The following is a 24,235-nucleotide window of genomic DNA, read 5'->3' as shown; positions in this document are numbered from 1 at the left end:
AAGCCCCAAGCTACAAGCATCAAGCCGATCTGCTTGTAGCTTGGGTCTTGAGGCTTGCCGCTGCTTAATCGAATGTAATGCCCTGCGCCAGCGGCAACTCCAGCGAATAGTTCACGGTGTTGGTCTGGCGACGCATGTAGCCGCGCCATGCATCCGAGCCCGACTCACGCCCCCCACCGGTTTCTTTCTCACCACCAAACGCACCACCAATCTCGGCACCGCTCGGACCGATGTTGACGTTGGCGATGCCACAGTCGCTGCCCACTGCCGACATGAACTGCTCAGCCTCGCGCACATCGGTGGTGAAGATGCACGACGACAGGCCTTGCGGCACTGCATTGTTCAAGCGCAGCGCTTCCTGGAAATCGCTGTAGCCGACCACGTAAAGAATCGGCGCGAAGGTTTCGCTGCAGACCACGTCACTTTGCTCCGGCATTTCAACGATGGCCGGCGAAACGTAGTAGGCATTGGGGAACTGATCTTCGAGTTGGCGCTTGCCGCCAAACACTCGACCGCCCTCGCTCAACGCCTGTTCCAGCGCGTCCTGCATGTTTTCGAAGCTGTGCTTGTCGATCAGTGGGCCGACCAGATTGCCTTCCAGCGGATTGCCGATACGGACTTTCGAGTACGCGGCTTTGAGACGGGTGACGATTTCTTCTTTGACCGATTCATGAGCGATCAGGCGACGTAACGTGGTGCAGCGCTGGCCGACGGTGCCGACGGCGCTGAACAGAATTGCGCGTACTGCCATGTCGAGATCGGCGCTTGGGCCGAGGATCATCGCGTTGTTGCCGCCCAGCTCCAGAATGCTGCGAGCAAATCGCGCGGCGACTTTCGGCGCCACTTCGCGGCCCATGCGCGTGCTGCCGGTGGCGCTGATCAGCGCGACCCGCGGGTCATCGACCAGTGCTTCGCCGGCATCGCGGCCACCGATGATCACTTGGCAAAGGTTCGCCGGCGCATCAGTAAAATTCTTCACCACACGATCAAACAGCGCCTGACAGGCCAGCGCGGTCAGCGGGGTTTTCTCCGACGGCTTCCATACCACCGGGTTGCCGCAGACCAGCGCCAGTGTGGTGTTCCACGCCCACACTGCGACCGGGAAGTTGAACGCACTGATCACCCCGACCACGCCCAGCGGATGCCAGGTTTCGCGCATATGGTGGCCCGGACGCTCGGAGGCAATGGTCAAACCGTACAACTGACGAGACAGGCCGACGGCGAAATCGCAGATGTCGATCATCTCCTGCACTTCACCCAGACCTTCCTGAGTGATCTTGCCCGCCTCCCACGAAACCAGTTCGCCAAGGTCGGCCTTGTATTCGCGCAATACTTCACCGAATTGGCGCACCAACTCGCCGCGACGCGGGGCCGGGATCTTGCGCCACTGTTCGAACGCATGATCTGCGCGACTGATGTGCTGCTCGACTTCGGCCGGGCCCTCCCAATTGACGGCGGCAATGCGGCTGCCGTCGATGGGCGAATGCACCGGCACTTTGCCGTTCTGATAAAGGGCCGGGTTCACACCAAGACGATCAAGCAATGCGGCAACCATGGGTCACTCCTCAAGCAAAAAACTGAATGTGTGCGGACGCTTTTTCGCGACCGGGCAGGCCTTTAGTTGTAGCGTCACAATGGCAAGGCAACAAACGACCTTTACGCGAGATATCATTCCGTTTATTCATGCTGCGCACAGAAAGACAAGAAAAGGATCGGCCATGCTGAACAAACGCCACTTGCCCTCGATCACTGCCCTGCAGTGCTTCGAGGCCGTGACCCGGCACCTGAGTTTCACCCGCGCTGCCGAGGAACTGAACCTGACCCAGAGCGCAGTGAGCAAGCAGGTCGCGCAGCTGGAAGAATTGTTACAGCACTTGTTGTTCCGCCGCGTGCGTCGGCGCTTGCAGATGACCCCGGCTGGGGACTTGTACTTGGTTGAAGTACGAAAAATCCTCACGCAGGTGGAAATGTCGACTCATTACCTGCGTTCCTACGGCGGCGAGACCGAAGTCTTACGCGTTTCTACACCGTCGACCTTCGGCGCCCGTTGGCTGGTGCCACGTCTGAAGGGTTGGCGCCTGCGTCATCCATCGATTCATCTGGATTTGTGCAACGAACAGGAAGCGGATGATCTGCTGCAGGGGCGCAGCGATCTGGCGTTCTATTTCGGCCAGGGCTCGCGGCCCGGCACGGAATGCCTGAAGTTGTTCGGCGAAGAGCTGGTGCCGGTGTGTGCGCCGGGCAGTCTGCCGGACACCCCGTTTACTGATCCGACGCAGCTCACCGAGCTGGTCCTGCTGCAAAATGCCTCGCGCCCACAGGCGTGGCACGACTGGTTCGACAGTCAGGGCTACCAGACCGAACACAGCTACCACGGCCCACGCTTCGAAACCTTTTATATGTGCATTCGCGCCGCGCAGGTCGGCTGTGGTGTCGCACTGTTGCCACGGTTTCTGGTGGAAGAGGAATTGGCCGACGGCAAACTGGTCATTCCCTGGCAGCATGCAATGCCGAGCAGCGACGCCTATTACCTGGCGTACCCGGAGCATGCGGCGGAAGTGCCGAAGGTGCGCGACTTCGTCAAATGGATGCTCGAGCAGATCGACAATCCCCTGTAGGAGCTGCCGAAGGCTGCGATCTTTTGATCTTCAAAACCAACATCAAAAGATCGCAGCCTGCGGCAGCTCCTACAAAAGCACAGCAGAAATTACTGGTAATCCCCACCGCTGATATGCGCCACTAGCGCCATTGATTGAGACCGCGCCACGGCGCGGCGCACCTGGAGACCCCGTTATGAGCGAGAGTGTGTTTGCCGATCGCATCGTGCAGAACCTGCTCGACACCGACTTCTACAAACTGACGATGATGCAGGCGGTGCTGCACAACTACCCCAACGTTGAAGTCGAATGGGAGTTTCGTTGCCGTAACAGCGAGGATCTGCGCCCGTATCTGGCCGAGATCCGCTACCAGATCGAGCGTCTGGCGGAACTGAGCCTGAGCGCCGATCAGTTGAGTTTCCTTGAGCGCATCAGCTTCCTCAAACCGGATTTCCTGCGTTTCCTCGGCCTGTTCCGCTTCAACCTGCGCTACGTGCACACCGGCATCGAGAACGGCGAGCTGTTCATCCGCCTGCGCGGGCCGTGGCTGCATGTGATCCTCTACGAAGTGCCGCTACTGGCGATCGTCAGCGAAGTGCGCAACCGCTATCGCTACCGAGAAACCGTGCTCGAACAGGCCCGCGAGCAGCTCTACCGCAAATTCGACTGGCTGACCGCCAACGCTTCCGCTGACGAATTGTCGCAACTGCAAGTAGCCGATTTCGGCACACGACGCAGGTTTTCCTACCGCGTGCAGGAAGAAGTGGTGAACGTGCTCAAGCACGATTTCCCCGGTCGCTTTGTCGGCACCAGCAACGTGCATCTGTCCCGCGAACTCGATATGAAACCGCTGGGCACCATGGCCCATGAGTGGATCATGGCCCATCAACAGCTCGGCCCACGGTTGATCGACAGCCAGATTGCTGCGCTCGATTGCTGGGTCCGCGAATACCGCGGCTTGTTGGGGATTGCCTTGACGGACTGCATCACCACCGACGCTTTCCTCGGCGATTTCGATCTGTTCTTCGCCAAACTGTTCGACGGTCTGCGCCACGACTCCGGCGATCCGGTGGTATGGGGCGAAAAATGCATCGCGCACTACCACAAGCTCGGCATCGACCCGATGAGCAAGACGCTGGTGTTCTCCGACAGCCTGACCCTGCCCAAATCGCTGGAGATCTTCCGCGCGCTGCACGGTCGGATCAACGTCAGCTTCGGCATCGGCACCAACCTCACCTGTGACATTCCGGGTGTCGAACCGATGAGCATCGTGCTTAAAATGACCGCCTGCAACGGCCAACCGGTGGCGAAGATCTCCGACGAGCCAGGCAAGTCCCACTGCAAAGACCCGAATTTCGTCGCCTACTTGCGACATGTTTTCCAGGTTCCTGCCGATTCCAGTCTATCTAGCAAGGAGTGAATTCATGCAAGCCGTACAGCGTGAGATTGCTGAACAGCTCAAGGTGCAACCGCCGTTCGCCGACTACCAGGCCCTGCAGGCCGAAGTCGCCCGGCGCGTTTCCTTTATTCAGGATTGCCTGGTCAATTCCGGGCTCAAGACGCTGGTGCTGGGCATCAGCGGTGGCGTTGATTCGCTGACCGCAGGCCTTTTGGCCCAGCGCGCGATGCGTGAGCTGCGCGATCAAACCGGCGACGACAGTTACAAGTTCATCGCCGTGCGCCTGCCGTACGAAACCCAGTTCGACGAGCACGATGCGCAGGCCTCGGTAGATTTCATCGCCCCGGACGAACGCCATACCGTCAACATCGGCCCGGCAGTGAAGTCGCTGGCCAGTGAAGTCGCCGCGTTCGAAGGCAAGCACGCCGTGTCAGTAGATTTCGTGCTCGGCAATACCAAGGCGCGGATGCGTATGGTCGCCCAGTACACCATCGCCGGCGCGGCGCAGGGGCTGGTGATCGGCACGGATCACGCGGCGGAAGCGGTGATGGGCTTCTTCACCAAGTTTGGCGACGGGGCCTGCGATCTGGCCCCGCTCAGCGGTCTGGTGAAAAATCAGGTGCGCGCGATTGCCCGCAGCTTTGGTGCGCCGGAATCGTTGGTCGAGAAGGTGCCGACGGCGGATCTGGAAGACCTGTCGCCGGGCAAACCGGACGAGGCATCCCACGGCGTCACCTATGCCGAGATCGACGCGTTCCTGCATGGCGAGCCGGTACGTCAGGAAGCGTTCGACATCATCGTCGCGACCTACAACAAGACCCATCACAAACGCGTGATGCCGTTTGCGCCGTAAGTTGAAAGCCCCTGTAGGAGCTGTCGAGTGAAACGAGGCTGCGATCTTCTGATCTTGCTTTGAAGATCAAGAGCAAAGATCTCAGCCTGAGGCAGCTCCTACAGAAAACAAAAAAGCGTCCCGAGGGACGCTTTTTTTATGCCTGACTCGATTACTTGACGGTAATCGTGCCTTTCATCATCGAGATGTGGCCCGGGAACGAGCAGAAGAAGCCGTAGCCGCCGTCTGCAATCTTGGCCACGTCAAAGGTCAGCGAGTCGGTTTCCTTGGCGCCGATGATTTTGGTGTGAGCGATGATCCGCGCGTCACCTTCCGGCAAGTAGTTTTTGTCGATACCGGCGGCCAGGCCAGCGGTGGCGATTGGCTGCATGTCAGCTTCTTTGCTGATCACCAGGTTATGGCCCATGACGTTCTTCGGCAGATTGCCGGAGTGGGTCAGTTCGACGGTGAAGGTTTTGCAGCTCTTGTCGATCACGATTTCCTTGGTGTTGAAGGACATCTGATCAGTGGAGTCAACGGTGGTTTTGCACTCGGCAGCCATCAATTGGCTGCTGGCCAGCGCCAGCAGGGATACCGCAACAACTTTGGAAAACATGGTGAATCTCCAAGGCAGGGTTAACAAACACACGAATGGTGGAAAGACTGCCTGAAATTTTCGCAAGTTCCTATGACTTGAGTCAAAAATTGTATACAACTTTCAGGCTATGACCCTTATCGACACAATCTAACGGCCAGAATTCCCGCCCGGCCCTATGATCGGCCCACCTACTGAAACGGAGTGCCTGTCATGTTTTTTAACGGTTTGTTGTGCAGTTTGCTCGCCGCCTACGCCTGTGGCGCCAGCGGCACCTTTGAATCGCCAGAACGCGAAGTTTAGCCCTTGGAACAAGGCGTGCCAGCCATTACCCTGTGGCGGATCGACTCAGGAGAAAGGCATGTCTCTGAATTCCGTTTGTGTATTTTGCGGTGCCAACGCCGGCACCGATCCGGCTTACACCGAAGCCGCCATCGCCCTTGGCCGCGCCCTCGCCGAGCGTAAGCTGACGCTGGTGTACGGCGGCGGCGCCGTAGGTTTGATGGGGATTGTCGCTGACGCTGCGCTGGCCGCTGGCGGTGAAGTCATCGGCATCATTCCGCAGAGCCTGATGGACAAGGAAATCGGCCACAAAAGCCTGACACGCCTGGAAGTGGTCGATGGCATGCATGCGCGCAAGGCGCGGATGGCTGAGCTCAGCGATGCGTTCATCGCCCTGCCGGGCGGCCTCGGCACCCTCGAAGAATTGTTCGAGGTCTGGACCTGGGGTCAACTCGGCTACCACGGCAAACCGCTGGGTTTGCTGGAAGTGAACGGTTTTTACAGCAAACTCACTGCTTTTCTTGACCACATCGTCGGCGAAGGCTTCGTTCGCGCGCCACACCGTGACATGCTGCAGGTGAGCGAATCACCACAAACGCTGCTCGATGCCCTTGATCAGTGGAAGCCCACCGTGACGCCAAAGTGGGTTGATCAAAAACCCGGTTAACCGTCGGGCACCGATACAGGGCAGAATACGTGCCGCTCAACCTCACCTTCGACCCTAGAGGATCGCCCATGGCCAAACCCAATTACTCCTTCGCCAAACGTCAACGAGACCTGGCAAAGGAACAGAAGAAAGAGGAAAAGCTTCAGCGCAAGAAACAAACAGCTGAAGAAGCAGCACTGAACCCTGAGGGTGAAGTGGCAACGGAAGACGATGTTGATGCAACCGATGCAACTGAAGCACCGAAAGATCAGGCGCCCGACGCCTGAGCCCCACCGGGTTTGATGATCGAATCAGACCCTGCGGATTTGTGACGGGGCTGGCGGTTTCACTGCCGGCCCTCACAGCCCTTCCCATCAGAATTCGGCACAAATCCCTGTGGGAGCGGGCTTGCCCGCGATGACTGCGGCACAGTCAACAAAGTCGTCACAGATACTCCGCCATCGCGGGCAAGCCCGCTCCCACAGGTTTCTTTTATCACTCATTGATTGGCATCACGGTAACCCGCACTTCCGGGTCATGGTTGCCGCCACCGAGAATCACCCCGCGCAACGGCGACACATCGGAAAAGTCCCGCCCCCACGCCAATGTGATGTGCTCCAGCGCTGGCTGCACATTGTTGGTCGGATCGAAATCTACCCAGCCCAGCACCGGGCAAAACACCGACACCCAGGCATGCGATGCATCGGCACCGATCAAACGCGGCTGCCCCGGTGGCGGCTGAGTCAGCAGGTAACCACTGATATAACGCGCCGCCAATCCCCGGGAGCGCACGCACGCCAGCATCAGATGGGCGAAGTCCTGACACACCCCACGCCGCCGCTCCAGCACTTCCACCAGCGGCGTCGCCACTTGGGTCGCTTCGGCATCGAAAGTGAATTCGCTGAAGATCTTTTGCATCAAAGCCTGGACACCGAGCAGCAACGGCTGTCCCGGCGGAAAACAGTCGTGCGAAAACTCAACGAAGCTGCGCTTCAAATGCACATAGGGTGACTGGAACCGATAGCGACAGGCTTCCAGCAGATCGGCGGACAGCGGCTGACTGCTGTAGGTCAGCGCATCCCGTGTCAGCTCCCAGGCCGGCGACTGCCTGAAATCCAGCGCCGGGCGCGCGAGTACTTCAATAGTCAGCCGCGCATTGACCTGCAACTCGTCGTGGGGCCGCTCGAACGCCAGTCGGGTCAGCGGGTTGCCAAACACATCCAGTTCATCCCGCCGAGCGGTTGGCAGCGGGCTGATCAGCAATTGCTGCTCGGTGCAGCGCTGCCACGTGCACTCGCGGGGCCACAGATGCGCCAGCTGCTGCGCCAGCGACACCGGGCTGTCGTAGTGATAACAGGTGTCGTGAAGGATCTGATAATGCGCGCTCATCAGACCGACACCGTGCGCTGGCTGACATCATCGACGTGAGCGAAATGGCGCAGGGCCAGACGATCCGAGACCTGACCGCTGGCTTCGGCGATTTCCTGCAGCAGATCCGCCAGACCATTGAGCGCTGCACGCACGCTGGACTCGCCGAACAGCGGGTTCTCCAGACACCCCAGATCGAACTGCGCCAGACGTTCGACCAATCGCGCCAGCCCGGCCTCCCGTGGGACGCCGAAATCATCGTTCAAACGCTTCAACGTGCGGGTCACCAGTTTCAACTGGAACAACACCGCGTGAGGGTTCTGCTCGTCGAGCAGCAACAAGTCGAGTACCGGAATCAATTGCGCCACCGCCAGATAACGTGAGCGGTAGGTGATGCTGCTGTTGCCCAGCTCCAGCAGCCATTCCAGCCCGGCCTGATCGAACGCCCCGGCACCGCGCAGAAACGCCGCCAGACTGCGGCTGAGAAACTGCAGGCGCTCGATACGCCGGCCAATCATCAGAAAGCGCCAGCCTTCATCGCGGGTCATGTCGTCGAGAGCAAAACCGGACAGCGCCGCCAGCGACATCACCAGGCGGTTGAGGAAATCCAGCAACTCGCCGAAATCCGGCTCATCGGTGTCCAGCTCCATTGCTTCACGCTGCAATTCGACCAGCGCCTGCCAGTTTTCCCGCGAAAGCTTGCCGCGCACCTGCGAAGCCGCCCACTGCAGGCGTTGCAGGTTTGAGCGCAGGCTGAACGACCAGTCATCGCCGAGCAGCGCGGCCAGCAAGCGCTCCGGCAAATCGCCCTCGTCCGGCAACAACGTCAGCCGCTCGCCGAGGTCGACAGCCGCCTGCAGCGCTTGCGGGTCATCACCATCGACATAGCGTGCGAGCATGATCCGCAGCAGTCGCGCACTGTCATCGCAGCGTTCGCAGTAGCGGCCAAACCAGAACAGGTTTTCCACCACCCGCGAGGGCAGATAAGGATCGCGGCGGACGAGGTCGTGCACCCCGACATTGCGTTGGGTTTTCCACTGTTCGCCGCTCGGCGGGCGCTCACCCAGCACCCAGGTGTCCTTGCTCGCGCCGCCACGCTGCATCGAGACCACTTCGGCATCGGCCTCGGCGGCTACCCGGGTCAGACCGCCGGGCAATACTCGATAACCATCTGCACTGGCAACGGCGTACATGCGCATGCCAATGGCCCGCGGTTGGAGCTGGCCGTTTTCCGCCTGCCAGATCGGCGCATGAGAGAGCTGAGCCAATTCTTGCGCAACATAGGCATAAGGCCGCGCCTGTATGCGCTCGACGAGGTTCTGTCGCTGCTTTTCACTCAGATCGCGGCCAAATACGGGGGCGAAGGTTTGCGAGGAAAAGGCCGGTTTGATCAACAGCTCCGGCAGTTTTTCCAGCGCCTGCGCCAATACCGGCGGTTCGCCGCACCACCATGTGGCGATGGAGGGCAGGATCAGCTCTTCGCCGAACAGGTATTGATTGATCTTCGGCAAAAAACCCAGCAGCCCCGGCGACTCCAGCACGCCACTGCCCAGCGCATTGGCGACCAGCACCCGTCCTTGACGCACCGCTTCAAGCAGACCGGGCACGCCGAGCGCCGAGTCCGTGCGCAACTCCAGCGGATCGCAGAAATCGTCGTCGAGCCGGCGCATGATCGCGTGCACCCGACGCAAGCCACTGAGGGTTTTCAGGTACACCGTGGCATCCCGCACGGTCAGGTCGCCGCCCTCGACCAGGGGATAACCGAGCTGGCGCGCGAGGTAGAGATGTTCGAAATAGCTTTCATTGAAGCGCCCCGGCGTGAGTAACACCACCAGCGGCGTTTCATCGTCACCCGGCGCCTGACGCGCGAGGGTTTCCTGCAAGGTGCGGAAGAACCCGGCCAGATGCTGCACCTTCAGATCGCGGTACAACTCGGGAAAGGCGCGGGAGACGATGGTGCGGTTTTCCAGCGCATAGCCGGCGCCCGACGGCGCCTGGGTACGATCAGCCGTGACCCACCAGCGGCCGTCCGGCGTGCGCGCCAGATCCACCGCATAAAGGTGCAGGAACGCGCCTTCCGGCGGCGCGATGCCCTGACACGGCCAGAGAAAATTGTTGTGACCGAACACCAGTTCCGCCGGTAGCAAACCCTCGCTGATCAAGCGCTGCGGGCCGTAGAGATCCGCCAACACGGCATTGAGCAGTCGCGCACGCTGGGCGATCCCGGCCGACAGTTGCTGCCATTCATCCGCTGCAATCACATGGGGCAGCAGATCCAGTTCCCACGGCCGATCCGCGCCTTTTGGATCGGCGTAAACGTTATAGGTGACCCCGTTTTCCTGAATCTGCCGCGCCAGCAACGCCTGCCGCTGTACCAGTTGCGCTGGCGTGCTGCGCTGCAACTGATCGAACAGCCGTCGCCAATGCGGACGCACCGCGCCACTGCCGTCGAGCAGTTCGTGGTAAGTGCCCGCCGTAAGCGGGTAGCGGTCTAGCAGGTCAGGCATGGAAAGCTCGGCAGACAGCAGGGAACGGTCAGACTAACGCAGGCACATGACGCGCGGATATACGAAAAATCCGCGTGTCGTGCAGGACTTAGAAACGTCGCAAATCGATTGTCATCGGCAGCTCGTCACTGATTTCCACATTCGGTATAGGAAGTTTCCCCGGCGTGTGTCCGACGCGGAAAAAACGCGCCATACGCCGGCTCTCGGCTTCGTTGGCATTGACCGGCAGCGTCTCGTAATTGCGTCCGCCCGGATGGGCGACGTGGTACTGACAACCGCCCAGCGAACGGCCCATCCAGGTGTCGAGCAAGTCGAATACCAACGGCGCGTGCACCGCAATCGTCGGTTGCAGACAGTTGGCCGGTTGCCAGGCGCGGTAACGCACACCGGCAACGAACTCGCCCACGCGCCCGGTCGGATGCAACGGTACTGCGATGCCATTACAGGTCAGCAGATAGCGCTGCGGCGGCAAGCCCTTGAGCTTGACCTGCAAGCGTTCCAGCGAGGAATCGACGTAGCGCACCGTGCCACCCACCGCGCCCTCCTCGCCCAGCACATGCCACGGTTCCAGCGCCTGACGCAGCTCCAGTTCGATGCCATTGACCGCGTAATCGCCGACCTTGGGAAAGCGAAATTCCAGATGCGCGGCAAACCATTCCGCCCGCAGCGGATAACCGGCGCTGTTCAGTTCGACGATGACGTCAGCGAAGTCCTGCTCGATAAAGTGCGGCAGCAAGAAACGATCGTGCAGCTCAGTGCCCCAGCGCGCCAATTTTTCCGGCGCATAGGGTTCACGCCAGAACCGTGCGACCAGCGCCCGTAGCAACAACTGCTGGGCCAGACTCATGCGCGCGTGGGGTGGCATTTCAAACGCCCGCAGCTCGAGCAAACCGAGACGTCCGGTGGCGCCATCCGGCGAATACAGTTTGTCGATGCAGAACTCAGCCCGGTGCGTGTTGCCGGTGACGTCGATCAACAGGTTGCGCAGCAGGCGATCAACCAGCCACGGCGCGCATTCCTCGCCCGGTTCGGGCATCTGCGCGAAGGCGATTTCCAGTTCGTACAGCGAGTCATTGCGCGCCTCGTCGACACGCGGCGCCTGCGAGGTCGGGCCGATAAACAGACCGGAAAACAGATACGACAGCGACGGATGGTTGTGCCAGTAACTGATCAGACTGCGCAGCAGATCGGGGCGCCGCAGAAATGGCGAATCCGCCGGTGTCGCGCCGCCAAGCACGAAATGGTTACCGCCGCCGGTGCCGGTGTGGCGACCGTCGATCATGAATTTTTCAGTAGTCAGCCGCGTCTGCCGCGCCTCTTCATAAAGAAACTCGGTGCGCTCGACCAATTCGTCCCACGTCGCCGAGGGCTGCACGTTGACCTCGATGACACCCGGATCCGGCGTCACGCGAAAGTTGCTCAGGCGCGGATCGCTGGGCGGCTCGTAGCCTTCCAACAACACTGGGCAATGCAGTTCTTCGGCGGTGGCTTCGATGGCTGCGACCAGTTCCAGATAATCCTCGACCTGCTCCAGCGGCGGCATGAACAGGTACAGACGCCCCTCGCGGGCTTCGGCACAGAACGCGGTTCGGGTCAGCCAGTCGGCGGATTCATCGATTTTTGGTGCACGCTCATCGGCTGTCGCTGGTTCGGCGTGATGGTTGAGCTGCGTGGCATCCGACAGTTCGGGGAAATCCTGATTCGGGTCCTGAGGATGAATGAACGGATACTCAGCCGCCTTCACCCACGGCTGCGAACCCAGCGGCAAGCGATAGCCCAGCGGCGAATCCCCCGGCACCAAGCGGCAGTGCTCGTCACGCAAATACCAGCGCCCGCTCTGCCATTGATCGCCCTTGGCGGTGCGCGCCAGCGGCAGCACTTGGCCGATCACCTTGTTCAGGCCCTGACTGAAGACCTTGCGCAGACGTGCGCGCTCCAGCGGCTCCTCCAGACGCGAGTCTTCGGCGCTGACGTTGCTTGGCAATGTGCCCTCGCGCCAGAGGTAATAGAAATTGTCCTCGTAGGCCGGGAACACAAAACGCGTAGGCAATTTCAGGCGCTCGGCGACACTGGCGAGAAAACGCCCGGCCAACTCACCATTGGCACCGTAATCCTGCTGTTCGTCGGCGATCAGCGCGTCGTTGTGCCAGATCGGCACGCCGTCGCGGCGCCAGTAACAGTTGAGCGACCAGCGTGGCAGTTGCTCACCGGGGTACCACTTGCCCTGACCGAAATGCACCAGCCCTTTGGGCGCGTAGTGTTTGCGCATGCGCTGGAACAGTTCGGCGGAGAGCCGGCGTTTATCCGCACCCAACGCGGCGGTGTTCCACTCGGCGCCATCCGGGTCATCAATGGACACGAAGGTCGGCTCGCCGCCCATGGTCAGGCGCACGTCATCCGCCAGCAGATCGGCGTCGATCTGGCGACCGAGTGCCTGAATCGCCAGCCATTGCTCATCGGTGTAAGGCTTGGTGACGCGCGGTGCCTCCCAGATGCGCTCCACCGACATTTCGTGGCTGAACTGCGTTTCGCACGGCTCGACCATGCCACTGATCGGTGCCGCCGAGGACGGATCGGGACTACAGGCCAACGGGATATGCCCTTCACCGGCGAACAGCCCGGACGTGGCATCGAGGCCAATCCAGCCCGCGCCCGGCAGATACACCTCGCACCAGGCGTGCAGGTCGGTGAAATCCACTTCGGTGCCGGACGGGCCGTCGAGGCTCTTCACATCCGCCGTCAGTTGAATCAGGTAGCCGGAAACAAACCGTGCGGCCAGGCCAAGGTTGCGCAGCAATTGCACCAGCAACCACGCCGAGTCACGGCACGAGCCGGAGGCATGTTCAAGGGTGTGTTCCGGGGTTTGCACGCCCGGTTCCATGCGGATCAGGTAACCGATGTCTTCGCTGAGGCGCTGATTGAGCGCCACGAGAAAATCCACCGCCGGCAATGGCGTTCGGTCGATGGCGTCCAGATAGGCTTTGAATTTCGGTGTCAGCGGCAGGGTTTCGAGATACGGCGCCAGCTCCTTGCGCTCATCGGCCGCGTAAGCGAAGGGGATTTTCTCTGCATAGGGTTCGAGGAAGAAATCGAACGGATTGAACACCGCCATTTCGGCGAGCAGATCCACCTCTATCCGCAGCTCATCGGTTTTTTCGGGGAACACCAGCCGGGCCAGGTAGTTGCCCTGCGGGTCCTGCTGCCAGTTGATGAAATGCTGCTCGGGCGAGACTTTCAGCGCATACGACAAAATCCGCGTGCGGCTGTGGGCGGCCGGGCGCAGGCGTACGATCTGCGGGCCGAGTTCGACAGCGCGGTCGTAGCGGTAATGCGTGACGTGATGCAATGCGACATGAATCGACACGGCGTGCCTCCTGCGAGCCTAAGCGTATTCGAAAGCGCGCAAGACTTATGCCATGCATAGGCTTGGGCGCTTTCCCGGAATGCTTAGCGCAGTACAGCACCAAAATCGGGCGATGCGGGGAAATGGTTTGGCGAGTTTGCTTCTATTTGTGGCAGACATTGATTGATGGGAATGTCTGAGCGGGCCCCATCGCTGGCAAGCCAGCTCCCACAGATTTCTCTGTCGCTCACAGAACGGTGGCCACTGAAGATACCTGTGGGAGCTGGCTTGCCAGCGATGGGGCCAGGCTCACTGCATTTCCTTAGGCCTGAAACGCAAAACGCCAACCCGAAGGTTGGCGTTCTGTTCAGCTAAAAAGCAACTTAGCGTGGGACGACAGGCTTGCGCGTCGGCTTCGGCCCTTTGCCTTTCGCAGCGTCCTTACGCTCCTTGGCCGCCTGCTGGTTACGGGCAAATGCCGCAGCCTTGGCCTGCTCACGCTTGTCCCAAGGATTACCACCGTCACTGGCACGCGGCGGCAGGCCGGTGTGCTGGGTGAGGATCTTGGTGGTCTTCTCTTTGCCGTCCTTCGCCACTTTATGGCTGCCGGCCGGCGTCGAGTTCTTGCGACGAGCGCTCTGGTAGCTGTCGGTCGCCGGCTGGTGCGTCGGGATCAACTGATCCTTGCCCGAACCAATCAGATCAGCACGGCCCATGCGGATCAGCGCTTCACGCAGCATCGGCCAGCCTTTCGGGTCGTGATAACGCAAGAACGCCTTGTGCAGACGACGCTGCTCTTCGCTCTTGACGATGGTCACGCCGTCGCTCTTGTAGGTGACCTTGCGCAGCGGGTTCTTGCCCGAGTGGTACATCGCGGTGGCGGTGGCCATCGGCGACGGGTAGAACGCCTGCACCTGGTCAGCACGGAAGCCATTGCCCTTGAGCCACAGCGCGAGGTTCATCATGTCTTCGTCGGTGGTGCCCGGGTGGGCGGCGATGAAATACGGAATCAGGTACTGCTCTTTGCCCGCTTCCTTGGTGTACTTCTCGAACATGCGCTTGAACTTGTCATAGCTGCCAATGCCCGGCTTCATCATCTGGTTGAGCGGACCTTCCTCGGTGTGTTCCGGGGCGATCTTCAGGTAACCACCGACGTGGTGGGTCACCAGCTCTTTGACATACTCCGGCGACTCGACCGCGAGGTCGTAACGCAGGCCGGAGGCGATCAGGATCTTCTTCACACCCGGCAGCGCACGGGCGCTGCGGTACAGTTGAATCAACGACGAGTGGTCGGTGTTCAGGTTGGGGCAGATGCCCGGGAACACGCAGGACGGCTTGCGGCACGCGGATTCGATTTCCGGCGTTTTGCAGGCGATGCGGTACATGTTCGCGGTCGGGCCGCCGAGGTCGGAAATGACGCCGGTGAAGCCTGGGACCTTGTCGCGGATCTCTTCGATCTCGCGAATGATCGACTCTTCGGAACGGTTCTGGATGATCCGGCCTTCGTGCTCGGTGATCGAGCAGAAGGTGCAGCCGCCAAAGCAGCCACGCATGATGTTCACCGAGAAACGGATCATGTCGTAGGCCGGGATTTTCTCCTTGCCGTACGCCGGGTGCGGAACACGGGCGTAAGGCATGCCGAACACGTAGTCCATTTCTTCAGTGGTCATCGGAATCGGCGGCGGGTTGAACCAGACGTCGACTTCGCCGTGCTTCTGCACCAGCGCGCGGGCGTTGCCCGGGTTGGTTTCCAAGTGCAGCACGCGGTTGGCGTGAGCATACAAAACGGCGTCGCCACGGACCTTTTCAACCGACGGCAGACGAATCACAGTCTTGTCGCGGGTCATGCGCGGGCTGGCCAGGATCTGTACGACCTTGGCTTCCTGCGGATCTTCAACCGGACCTTTTTCCTGCTCGATGGCACAGGCCTGGGTGTCCTGGGTGTTCACGTACGGGTTGATGATCTTGTCGACCTTGCCCGGACGGTCGATACGCGTCGAGTCGACTTCGTACCAGTCTTTCGGCGTGTCACGGCGGATGAACGCGGTGCCGCGAACGTCAGTGATGTCTTCGATCTTGTGGCCGTAGGACAGACGCTGGGCGACTTCGACGATCGCGCGCTCGGCGTTGCCGTACAGCAGAATGTCGGCGCTGGCGTCGATCAGGATCGAGTTACGCACGCGATCCTGCCAGTAGTCATAGTGCGCGATGCGGCGCAGCGAGGCTTCGATGCCGCCGAGGACGATCGGCACATGCTTGTAAGCCTCTTTGCAGCGCTGGCTGTAAACCAGGCTCGCGCGGTCCGGACGCTTGCCGGCCATACCGCCCGGCGTGTACGCGTCATCGGAACGAATTTTTTTGTCCGCGGTGTAGCGGTTGATCATCGAGTCCATGTTGCCCGCTGCAACGCCGAAGAACAGGTTCGGCTCGCCGAGCTTCATGAAGTCGTCTTTGGACTGCCAGTTTGGCTGGGCAATGATCCCGACACGAAAGCCTTGCGACTCCAGCAGCCGGCCAATGATCGCCATGCCGAACGACGGGTGATCGACGTAGGCATCACCGGTAACAATGATGATGTCGCAGGAATCCCAGCCAAGCTGATCCATCTCCTCCCTGCTCATTGGCAGGAATGGCGCTGGCCCGAAACATTCGGCCCAATATTTTGGATAGTCAAATAACGGCTTGGCTGCTTGCATGTCGACGACCGGTGTTGAAGTGAAAAATCGCGGGCGCGGAATATAGCACAAAATTTGACCAATTCCGACGGCACTGGTCGGTTTTTAGCAACGCTCCCCCCGCCGCCCCAGCGCGCTCGATACACGGTGTGCTTCGCGCACAAAAACGGCAGTCGAGCCGTTGATTCCGTCTGTTTCCAATTGTGGAAGCACCCTGTGACAACCGTTCAAGGATGAACACTCATGACTGTAAAACCGCCAAAAACAACTGTCACCGTAGAGATACACACACCGCCCCGATTGCCCGAACCTCCGCAGGTTCGCCCCGATCACGGACTTCATAGTGACCTCCCGCGGATGCCGCTGCCCCCTCGACAGCCCGAAAACGTTGCACGGGCAGCGGACCTGGATGCCATCACGCCAGCCCCCATTCTCACCGTCAGCGAGCTCTCGTCACCAACCGCTGTACCCGCGCCTGCACAGCGCCCACTGAAGGATTACCGGGTCACCTCCACCCATCAGATTCCGGCGCCAGACAGCGAGGGGCTGCGAACCGCCAAGGGTCGACTGTTTGTCGATGTGCCCGGCGGCATCGTGCATGCCGGGCTGGATCCGCGCAGCGGCCTGTTTCGCGCCAAACTGCCAACCGAATCGAGCGCCTCGGGCCCGGTGCTTCTCCAGGATCCGCAGAGCAAACGCTGGTTCGCGCTGGATGACGACACGCCCCCGACGCTTCCATTGAGCGCCTCACGCCTGGAACCCTTCCGGGCTGCTATCGACCTCTACGGTGCCCGACTCGACGCAGACAACCTTTATCGGCTCGATGGCAAGCTCTACGCGATCATCGAACACCATGCCTATCAAGTCATGCGGGACGCCGACGCCTCATCCCCCGAGCGCCGGGTATGGCGCATCGTCAATGCGAAAGACCCTGTGGCTCATGACGCTCACAATGTCTACCACGCCAGTCGCAGCGGCGAGACCCTGACGATCACGCGCGGGGCACGGGGCCTTTGGCTTTCCGTTGTCGTCGGTCTGGTCGGAGGGATGCGCCGCCACCCTTCGACGACCGAGGGTGTGACGCTCCTGCTGCAACGCTACGAACCCATCAGGAAAGCCTGTGAAGACCTCATTCAATCCACGGTGCGCTTCAATCAGCTGCGCGATCAATCCTACAAAATTGCCGAAGAGGGCCCGGAGCGAACCGCAGCCCTGGTCGCCCTGGAGGTCCATGTACGCAAGCACATCCGCATGCAGGCCGACTTCGTCGCCATGTACATCGAGCACAAGGAGTGGCTGGTTTATCTGAAAGCCGGTGGCATCTACAAAAAGGAGTTGTTGGAACAGCAAATGCTGCGGGTTGATTACATGGACAAACTCATGGCGACCATGGATCTGCGAGCGGCGCCCATGATTGCCAGCAACACTCTGGAATCCAGCAAACACAAACTGGCCCTGCTGGACAAAAAACTGCTGGTGCTGCAGGACCGCCAAATCGTGATCGACCAGATCAAAAAAGGCTTTCGCGATGCGGATCACGATCTTGAAATGCTCAGCGGCGATGTGCCCGACGCGGAAAAAATCCGCATTCATAAATACCACTGCTATCTGCACCTGCTGACCGGGGATCTCGACTCGCTGCCCAGCGTGGGCCTGTATACGGTCAGGGCGATGCGCGCCATCGAAGACATGAGAAATGCCAAAGGGGTGGGTAATCCGTTGGCATTACGGCTTTTCCTGGAACAGATCAACATGGAGAAAAACCGCTTCGAGATCCTGCTGGCATCCGAACCTGCCGAGAAAGCCCAGTACATCAAAGAGATCATTCCCCTCCTGGAGTCCTTCGAGGCGCGCATCGAAAAGCAGCTCGCGGACATCTATCAAACGCTGGAGAGCAACACGCAGTTGCCCGAGTACGGTCACGATATCGATTTCGACTTTCTGCCCGAACAGCCCAAGGACTCGCCCCCTGTTGCACCGCGCAAGGTGTTCCGAACCCGTGAGCAGGGCAGCTACAAAGTATTGGTGGGAGAAACGGAAACCGCGTCCGATGGCAGTGTCACGGTCAAGGTTCCCGATCCGTACAAACCTCACATGCCGGCACAGCGCTACGAAAAACATCAAGGGGAATGGCGCCCGATCACCATCGGCCGCGTGACGCCCGACAAAGGCCAGTTGATCAGTGATGCCAACCAGTCGCTGAGCCAGGTCGACGAACACCTGCGCATGGCCCAGATACAGGAACAGCAAAAAGCCAACCCCACCAACATTGTCGAGCTTCTCGCCGCAAGGGCCGACAGGCTTGAGCAACTGGCCCGAGGCCTAAGCGAGACCAACGCCGCGTCCGACGATGCCCATGTTGCACAGTTGATCGAGCGCTTGGCATCGGCCAGCGAGCGCCTGAGCCGCGAAGGCCAAAACACTCTGATCCGCATGTATAAAAATCGCGAGGTGCTGGACATCCTGCGCCTGAACTATCTGCTTGATCACGCAGAACTCAGCGCACTCCGCACGGTTGAGCGCAAACCTCAGGGCAAGGGCCAGAGCAAATCGTTTCTCGATGTATACGTCATCAAGGACCGCGCCACCGATACACCGTTGTGGGAGGCACATTTCCATTACGACAAAAAGGACAGCCCTGCAATGGGTTTCGCGGTCAGGGGCGGCCATCTGAAAACGCTGGAGCAGTCTGGCCGGGGCCTAGGCTCACAGCGCCGGGACGAAAACGCCGGGCTGCCACACGTCGCCATCTGGCGGGAAACGTTCGACGGAAGAACAGCACGAAAGATATTCGAACTGACCGCTTGAAATGGCAAAACCACGATTCATCAGGCAATGACGCCGAACATCCTGCCATCGCCCTTCAACGGGCGCTGAAGGGATACCTGTACAAGGAAGAAAAAAGTGAAGAGCAAACCGCCTGTCAAAGGAGTCACAACCGTTGATGTCCACATCCGACCGGACCCTGCGGCGCAACCACCTCGCTTGATACCCGATCCGCCTCGGGTTCGCATCGAACCGAATATCGTAACGGGAGCCGATCAGCTGCCGAAGGCAGGCACCCGGGCTGTCACTAGCGACGCAGACGCTATCGAACCGGCCCCGCAAGTGACCGTTCGCGAACTGGCAAGCGCAGATCGCCTCCCGACAACGCCGCACAAGCCGCTCGAACACTACAAAAACATGCCAGCGGCTTCGCTGCCGGCCGCTGACGCCCAAGGCCTGCGTACATTCAAGGGCCGCCAGTTCGTCGATTTGCCCGACGGCGCAGTCGCGCAGATCGGCGTAGACCGGCAAACCGGGCTCTACCGGGCCAAACTGCAAAGCGAACAATCCCCTTCCGGCCCGGTGCTGGTGCGCGATCCTGATTCCGGGCTCTGGCAGCCACGGGATGACCTTGAGTCGATTATCTTCACGCTGTCAGAAACTCGTTTGGCGGCTTTTCGCACGGACCTGGACCTCACCACTGTCGAAGCCGACAACGAAGGTCTGATTCATCACAACGGCAAGCTGTACGTGGTCATTCATGATCATGCGTATCAGGTCCTGCGTGATCTCGAGGCTTCATCGCCGCAAGTGTCCGTCATGCGGATCGTGCGCAGCGACGATCCCGTGGCCATGGATGAGGCCAACGTCTACGTCGCCACGCGCCCCGGACGATCTGAACCTGTCGCACTGGATCCTCAAGAAGGCTGGATCGGGGTCAACGTCGCAGGCCAGGGCGGGATGCGCCGCAGCGAACCGCAACGGTCGCTCCGCCAGCGTCTGGCCGATCGTTTCTCGGCGCTCCTCAACCGGCCGCACAGACACGAAGCACGAGTGCGTCAATTGTTCCCCACCTTCAATGACGCCCAGATCAAAACCTGGCTGCAGACATTGGGTGACGACGTCGGCGGAGCCCTGAGCCTGAAGGAGGCCGAATACAAAACCCTGAAAATAGACCTGTTCAACTGGGCCAAGGACTTTCCCGCAACATCCGCTTCGGCAAAAAACCAGGCCAGGCAAGTCGCTCTGCTCATCACCAGTTGCTGGCGTCACGAAACCAAGGCCCGGTTGCGACTGCCCGCCGAAGGCATGACGCTACCGGCGTTGACGGCGGATTTCAGCCATGTGCGTTCACTCGAACTGGAATCGGCGGCATGGTCGGACAACGCCGATACTTTTCTCGGCAACTTCCGCGGGCTGGAACACCTGGCCATTACCCATTGCGGACTAGACAAGCTCCCCGCCGCCATCGGCAAGCTGAGTCAGCTGAAAACCCTTGATCTGAGTTCGAACAATCTTCGGCTCGATCCTGTCAGTGCTTTCAGCCTGAGCAGTCTTGAAGACCTCAAAGGCCTCAACCTTGCGAGAAATCCTTTGGACACGGTGCCGGACTTCAGCCGCTTTTCCCGACTGACGCTGCTCGATCTGAGTCATACCGGGATCAGTCAATGGCCGAGCGCACTGCAAGCCAACCGAACCTGGTTAAAAATCGATCTGAGCAATAACAAGCTCACAGAAGTGCCGCAAACCCACCTCAACCCCACACAGGAAAAACTCGCAGAAATTGCTCGGATCAACAATGTCACACGGCTCACGGGCAACGACTTTCCGCCCGGGTATTCGAATCAATTTGATGATTACTGGCGACGCATCCGCGCCGCGAATCCCGCATGGCTGAAATCGGCACATCCCGAAAATTTCGATATGGAAGGCTCGGCCGGCCAGCGTTATCGGCGCCTCTATCCGGGCAAAAGCATCGAAGATTGCCGCAACTACATCTACGGTCTCGACCCGGAAATCGCACAAACCCGCCTCGCCAGTCTTGAACAAACGTTCAACCTGCTCAAAGGTCAGCTCGATGCATGGGTCTTTTCGGGCGGAGGAGATCGGGGGCGGTACATCCGCGCCAATCAGATTCAGTTCAACGCGCAGACGCGCGACGATCGTGCGCTGGCCCGTGATCGAATCCTCGCCTGCTGGCGACGTGAAACACCGCAAATGCTGGCCAACGATCAGACTCCCATTGGCCTGGAACTGGATCTTGGCGGCTTGCGGCTTCCGAGCCTGCCGGACATCGACGTCGACTTCAGCCATGTTGGCTCGCTAAAGCTGAGCAACATGAATCTGAGCACATCACCGGAAGGTTTTCTGACCCGATTCCGTCATGTGCGCTGGCTGGATCTTTCGCACAATCAACTACGGGAATTGCCTCCAGCGATTGGTGAAATGAACGCAATGACTCGTCTGTCCCTGGAACACAATCAAATTTCCCTGACAGCTGAAAGCGCCCAGGTCCTGTCTACCCGAACGACCTTGCGAGCATTGTTGTTGCAACACAATCCACAACTGGGCATCGCGCCGGACTTCAGCCAAATACCCGATATGCGTACGCTAACGCTGGCGAACACAGGCATCGACACCTTCCCCACCGGCCTCGCCGAGCAGCCGTCATTGGACACCATTGATCTGAGCAACAACCGGATCACCCATATTCCCGATGCGGTTATCGACCCACCAGACGAGCGCCTTGTGCTCTCGGTGCGACTCAACAACGTGACCCGCATCAATAACAATCCACTGTCCGCCGAAACCCGCAACCGCCTGACTCAATACGGCGACCGTCTGAGGGATGCCGGAACAGCCCTGACCGGGCAGTACAACTTAATCGACAGCGCCCTTAGCCAGACGCATATTCGAGATGCGATGTGGGCTTCCATGGTCAGAAACCTGCACCAGACCGATCCGGGCGGAACGACGGCGGCCGGTTCGATGATGCGCTGGACTGCCGATCTCTCCGCAGAAGAGCTGGTGACACGTAGACGGCAATGGCAACTGCTGCGTGGTCAGCAGGGCTCCGACGGCCTGTTCAACACGCTGGAGCGCTTGATTCAGGACCCGGCCGGGCACAAGGAACTGCAGCGCAGGGTCTGGAAAGTCATCGACAGCATTACCGAAAACAGCCCGGAATCCGAGAGTCTGCGCAGGGAGCTGTTTGATCGTGCGGGAGCGGCTACCTGCTGTGATCGCGCGGCATTCACATTTGCCAATCTTGAAACCCGAACCATGATCTACAACGCTCGCGTGCAGGCTCGGGATCAGGCACAAGGCCCGCAACTGTCCGCACTGTCCAGAGGACTGTTTCGTTTGCATGAGGTCGATAAAATCGCTTCCGCCGACATCGCTCAACGCGAAGCCAGCATCAGACAATCGCCAGGTGCGGCAGGGGGCGACGCGCATGAGCATCTTGTCAGCGAGGAAGTCGAAATCAGGCTCGCCTACCGCTATGGCCTGAAGGATCGACTGCAGTTGCCCGGCCAGCCCGAACGAGTGGCGTATACGCACATGGCCAATGTCTCGCAGGCGACCCTCGATGCCGCGTACACCCGAGTCAAAGCGCTGGACAACTCGCCAGAGGAGTTCGAGGCATTGATGTCGAGGGAGTTCTGGCAGGACTTCATCACGCATAAATACCGCACGCAATTCGAAGCGCAACGCCAGCCGTTTCAAGATCAGCAGGCGGCGCTCGACGATTCGTACGCGGATAAAACCCTTGTGCTCGCCGAATACGAAGCGCAGGCGAAGGCATTGCAAACCTCGCTGGCAATCAAGGAAGCAGCGCTGAGCGAAACGCTGACTCGCCAGGAACTGAGCGAACACTCGACCCTGAACAGTGACGGCAAAACCGCTGCTGCAACTCGGTAATTCGCGCAACAACACACCCCCCGTGCTGGGCGAACGCTTTCGCCCAGCGCGGGTTCACGGCCGCCTCTTGCGGGGTTTACTTCAACGGCTGCTCAAGGAAGGGAATTGAATGGCGCGGCCATGGGTTGGCGAGCCAAGCTGTCTCCTGCCACTGCGCGCTCAGCGGAGTAAACGGAAGGCCCTGTGAGGCGAGCTTGAACAGTACTGACAAGGCTCGATCCGACCGCTGTGCGCAACGTACCGAACGCATGATCAAGAAAACTTCAGCATGAGAAACCCTGACTTGCGACTCTGAACCAAAACCCGGGTTTGCGTGCACCTTACGCAAAGTCATTAATGCCAGTCCCAATGTCCAGGCGATAAACCGGCGTATCCCTGGAAGCGTGGACGGAATAAGCAAAAGATATTGGAAAGCCTGCCGCAGATGCGCATGAGCGGTGCCAATGAGCTCCGAGAGCGCACTGTCGAAGCGCACATCTGTCTGATCCGGGTTCAATGAACACAACTGCACACCATGCTCGGCAAATAAATCCTGAGGCAACCAACAGACGCCTCGGGCGCGATCTTCCCACTGGTCCTTGAGGATGTTCGTCAGTTGCAAAGCCGCGCCGAAAGAAACCGACAAACGCTGCAGGGTGGCGCGTTTGATTGAAAGCGACGGATCAAAATCGATGAAAAACTCCGTCAACATTTCACCTACCACGCCCGATACGCAGTAACAGAGGCGGTCAAGATCGTGCCGTGTTTTCAGCCCCTCAAGCCCCAGTCCGACTCGAAACTCCGACATTCCATGGGTCATGACTCTCAAGCAATCAAGTAGCGCCTCACGCTGAACCGCGTTCAAGTGCCGGTCGACCTGCATCAGCCACGGTAAATGATGCATGAGCGCCCGCTCGGTTTCTTGTGTCTGCTCCGTTAACAACGCACACACCTGGTCACTGAATTGACGAGCATCTTGCCGTCCGCTCACCACCTCCAAGAAGGCGTCTTCATAAAACCGGATCTGCCCGGGAGTCAATGCAGGTTCGTCTTCGATCGTATCGGCAAGCCGCAGGAGCAAATAGGCGTGGGTGACCACCGTCGCCAATTCGGCTGGCAATTGCGGAATGGTCAAGGCGAAGGTTCGCGAAACGCCCGAGAGGGCTTGGGACTGATAGAGAACAGGGTCGGGATGCAAAAGCGCGGATGCACGAACCGACAATTGCTCCCTATTGACCAGAGGTTGAAGGTGTTTGCAGAGCGAGCGGTAACATTCACTCATGATGACCAGTCCCTTTGAGCTGCCTGACAGAAACTATCAGGCC

The 24,235-nt window shown here is 59.7% G+C and carries 14 protein-coding genes; 7 read left to right on the top strand and 7 right to left on the bottom strand.

The window, feature by feature from the left end; translation table 11 throughout:
* Positions 1 to 64 precede the first annotated feature (64 nt).
* Entirely contained in the window at positions 65 to 1,555 is a 1,491-nt protein-coding gene (gene amaB / locus AC3Y64_RS02845; protein WP_489986370.1) for an L-piperidine-6-carboxylate dehydrogenase, read from the bottom strand.
* Positions 1,556 to 1,718: 163 nt separating this feature from the next.
* Between amaB and AC3Y64_RS02840 the strand changes: the two genes are divergently transcribed.
* The 3 genes from AC3Y64_RS02840 to nadE all read left to right on the top strand — a co-directional run bounded on the left by AC3Y64_RS02840 (position 1,719) and on the right by nadE (position 4,849).
* Positions 1,719 to 2,618: a LysR family transcriptional regulator gene (locus AC3Y64_RS02840; protein WP_489986369.1), complete on the top strand. Its 900-nt coding sequence runs from the start codon at positions 1,719 to 1,721 to the stop codon at positions 2,616 to 2,618.
* Between the two features lie 175 nt (positions 2,619 to 2,793).
* Positions 2,794 to 4,017, top strand: coding sequence for a nicotinate phosphoribosyltransferase (pncB, locus tag AC3Y64_RS02835; RefSeq protein ID WP_158957135.1), 1,224 nt, complete (start codon positions 2,794 to 2,796; stop codon positions 4,015 to 4,017).
* A 4-nt stretch (positions 4,018 to 4,021) separates the two neighbouring features.
* Complete coding sequence (gene nadE, locus AC3Y64_RS02830) at positions 4,022 to 4,849, top strand: NAD(+) synthase (protein ID WP_489986368.1); 828 nt, start codon at positions 4,022 to 4,024, stop codon at positions 4,847 to 4,849.
* Between the two features lie 151 nt (positions 4,850 to 5,000).
* On the opposite strand, the gene azu is transcribed toward nadE, so the two are convergent.
* Positions 5,001 to 5,444, bottom strand: a complete 444-nt coding sequence (gene azu, locus AC3Y64_RS02825; protein WP_095138131.1) for an azurin — start codon at positions 5,442 to 5,444, stop codon at positions 5,001 to 5,003.
* Positions 5,445 to 5,784: 340 nt separating this feature from the next.
* Between azu and AC3Y64_RS02820 the strand changes: the two genes are divergently transcribed.
* Positions 5,785 to 6,372, top strand: a complete 588-nt coding sequence (locus tag AC3Y64_RS02820; protein ID WP_489986367.1) for a cytokinin riboside 5'-monophosphate phosphoribohydrolase — start codon at positions 5,785 to 5,787, stop codon at positions 6,370 to 6,372.
* A gap of 68 nt (positions 6,373 to 6,440) precedes the next feature.
* Positions 6,441 to 6,638, top strand: coding sequence for a hypothetical protein (locus tag AC3Y64_RS02815; protein WP_489986366.1), 198 nt, complete (start codon positions 6,441 to 6,443; stop codon positions 6,636 to 6,638).
* A gap of 208 nt (positions 6,639 to 6,846) precedes the next feature.
* On the opposite strand, the gene AC3Y64_RS02810 is transcribed toward AC3Y64_RS02815, so the two are convergent.
* From AC3Y64_RS02810 to AC3Y64_RS02795, 4 genes are all read right to left on the bottom strand, one after another.
* On the bottom strand, positions 6,847 to 7,740 hold the full coding sequence (locus AC3Y64_RS02810) for a transglutaminase family protein (protein ID WP_489986365.1): 894 nt from the start codon (positions 7,738 to 7,740) through the stop codon (positions 6,847 to 6,849).
* Positions 7,740 to 10,226 (bottom strand): circularly permuted type 2 ATP-grasp protein, encoded by a 2,487-nt coding sequence (locus AC3Y64_RS02805; protein ID WP_489986364.1) that lies wholly within the window; start codon positions 10,224 to 10,226, stop codon positions 7,740 to 7,742. Before AC3Y64_RS02805 ends, AC3Y64_RS02810 begins: the two co-directional genes overlap by 1 nt.
* A gap of 88 nt (positions 10,227 to 10,314) precedes the next feature.
* Complete coding sequence (locus tag AC3Y64_RS02800) at positions 10,315 to 13,590, bottom strand: transglutaminase family protein (protein ID WP_489986363.1); 3,276 nt, start codon at positions 13,588 to 13,590, stop codon at positions 10,315 to 10,317.
* Between the two features lie 362 nt (positions 13,591 to 13,952).
* Positions 13,953 to 16,265 (bottom strand): YgiQ family radical SAM protein, encoded by a 2,313-nt coding sequence (locus tag AC3Y64_RS02795; protein ID WP_489986362.1) that lies wholly within the window; start codon positions 16,263 to 16,265, stop codon positions 13,953 to 13,955.
* 222 nt (positions 16,266 to 16,487) lie between these two features.
* On the opposite strand from AC3Y64_RS02795, the gene AC3Y64_RS02790 reads away from it, so the two are divergent.
* Both AC3Y64_RS02790 and AC3Y64_RS02785 read left to right on the top strand, forming a co-directional pair.
* Entirely contained in the window at positions 16,488 to 19,052 is a 2,565-nt protein-coding gene (locus AC3Y64_RS02790) for a hypothetical protein (protein WP_489986361.1), read from the top strand.
* Between the two features lie 96 nt (positions 19,053 to 19,148).
* Positions 19,149 to 22,931, top strand: a complete 3,783-nt coding sequence (locus tag AC3Y64_RS02785) for an NEL-type E3 ubiquitin ligase domain-containing protein (RefSeq protein WP_489986360.1) — start codon at positions 19,149 to 19,151, stop codon at positions 22,929 to 22,931.
* A 76-nt stretch (positions 22,932 to 23,007) separates the two neighbouring features.
* Here AC3Y64_RS02785 and AC3Y64_RS02780 read toward each other — a convergent pair whose 3' ends face one another.
* Entirely contained in the window at positions 23,008 to 24,192 is a 1,185-nt protein-coding gene (locus tag AC3Y64_RS02780) for a squalene/phytoene synthase family protein (protein WP_489986359.1), read from the bottom strand.
* Positions 24,193 to 24,235 lie beyond the last annotated feature (43 nt).

This window comes from Pseudomonas sp. 4CAES_32.4 (genome assembly GCF_058136335.1).
The sequence above is the reverse complement of the archived record's forward strand: the minus strand, read 5'-3'. Positions and strand labels throughout refer to the sequence as shown.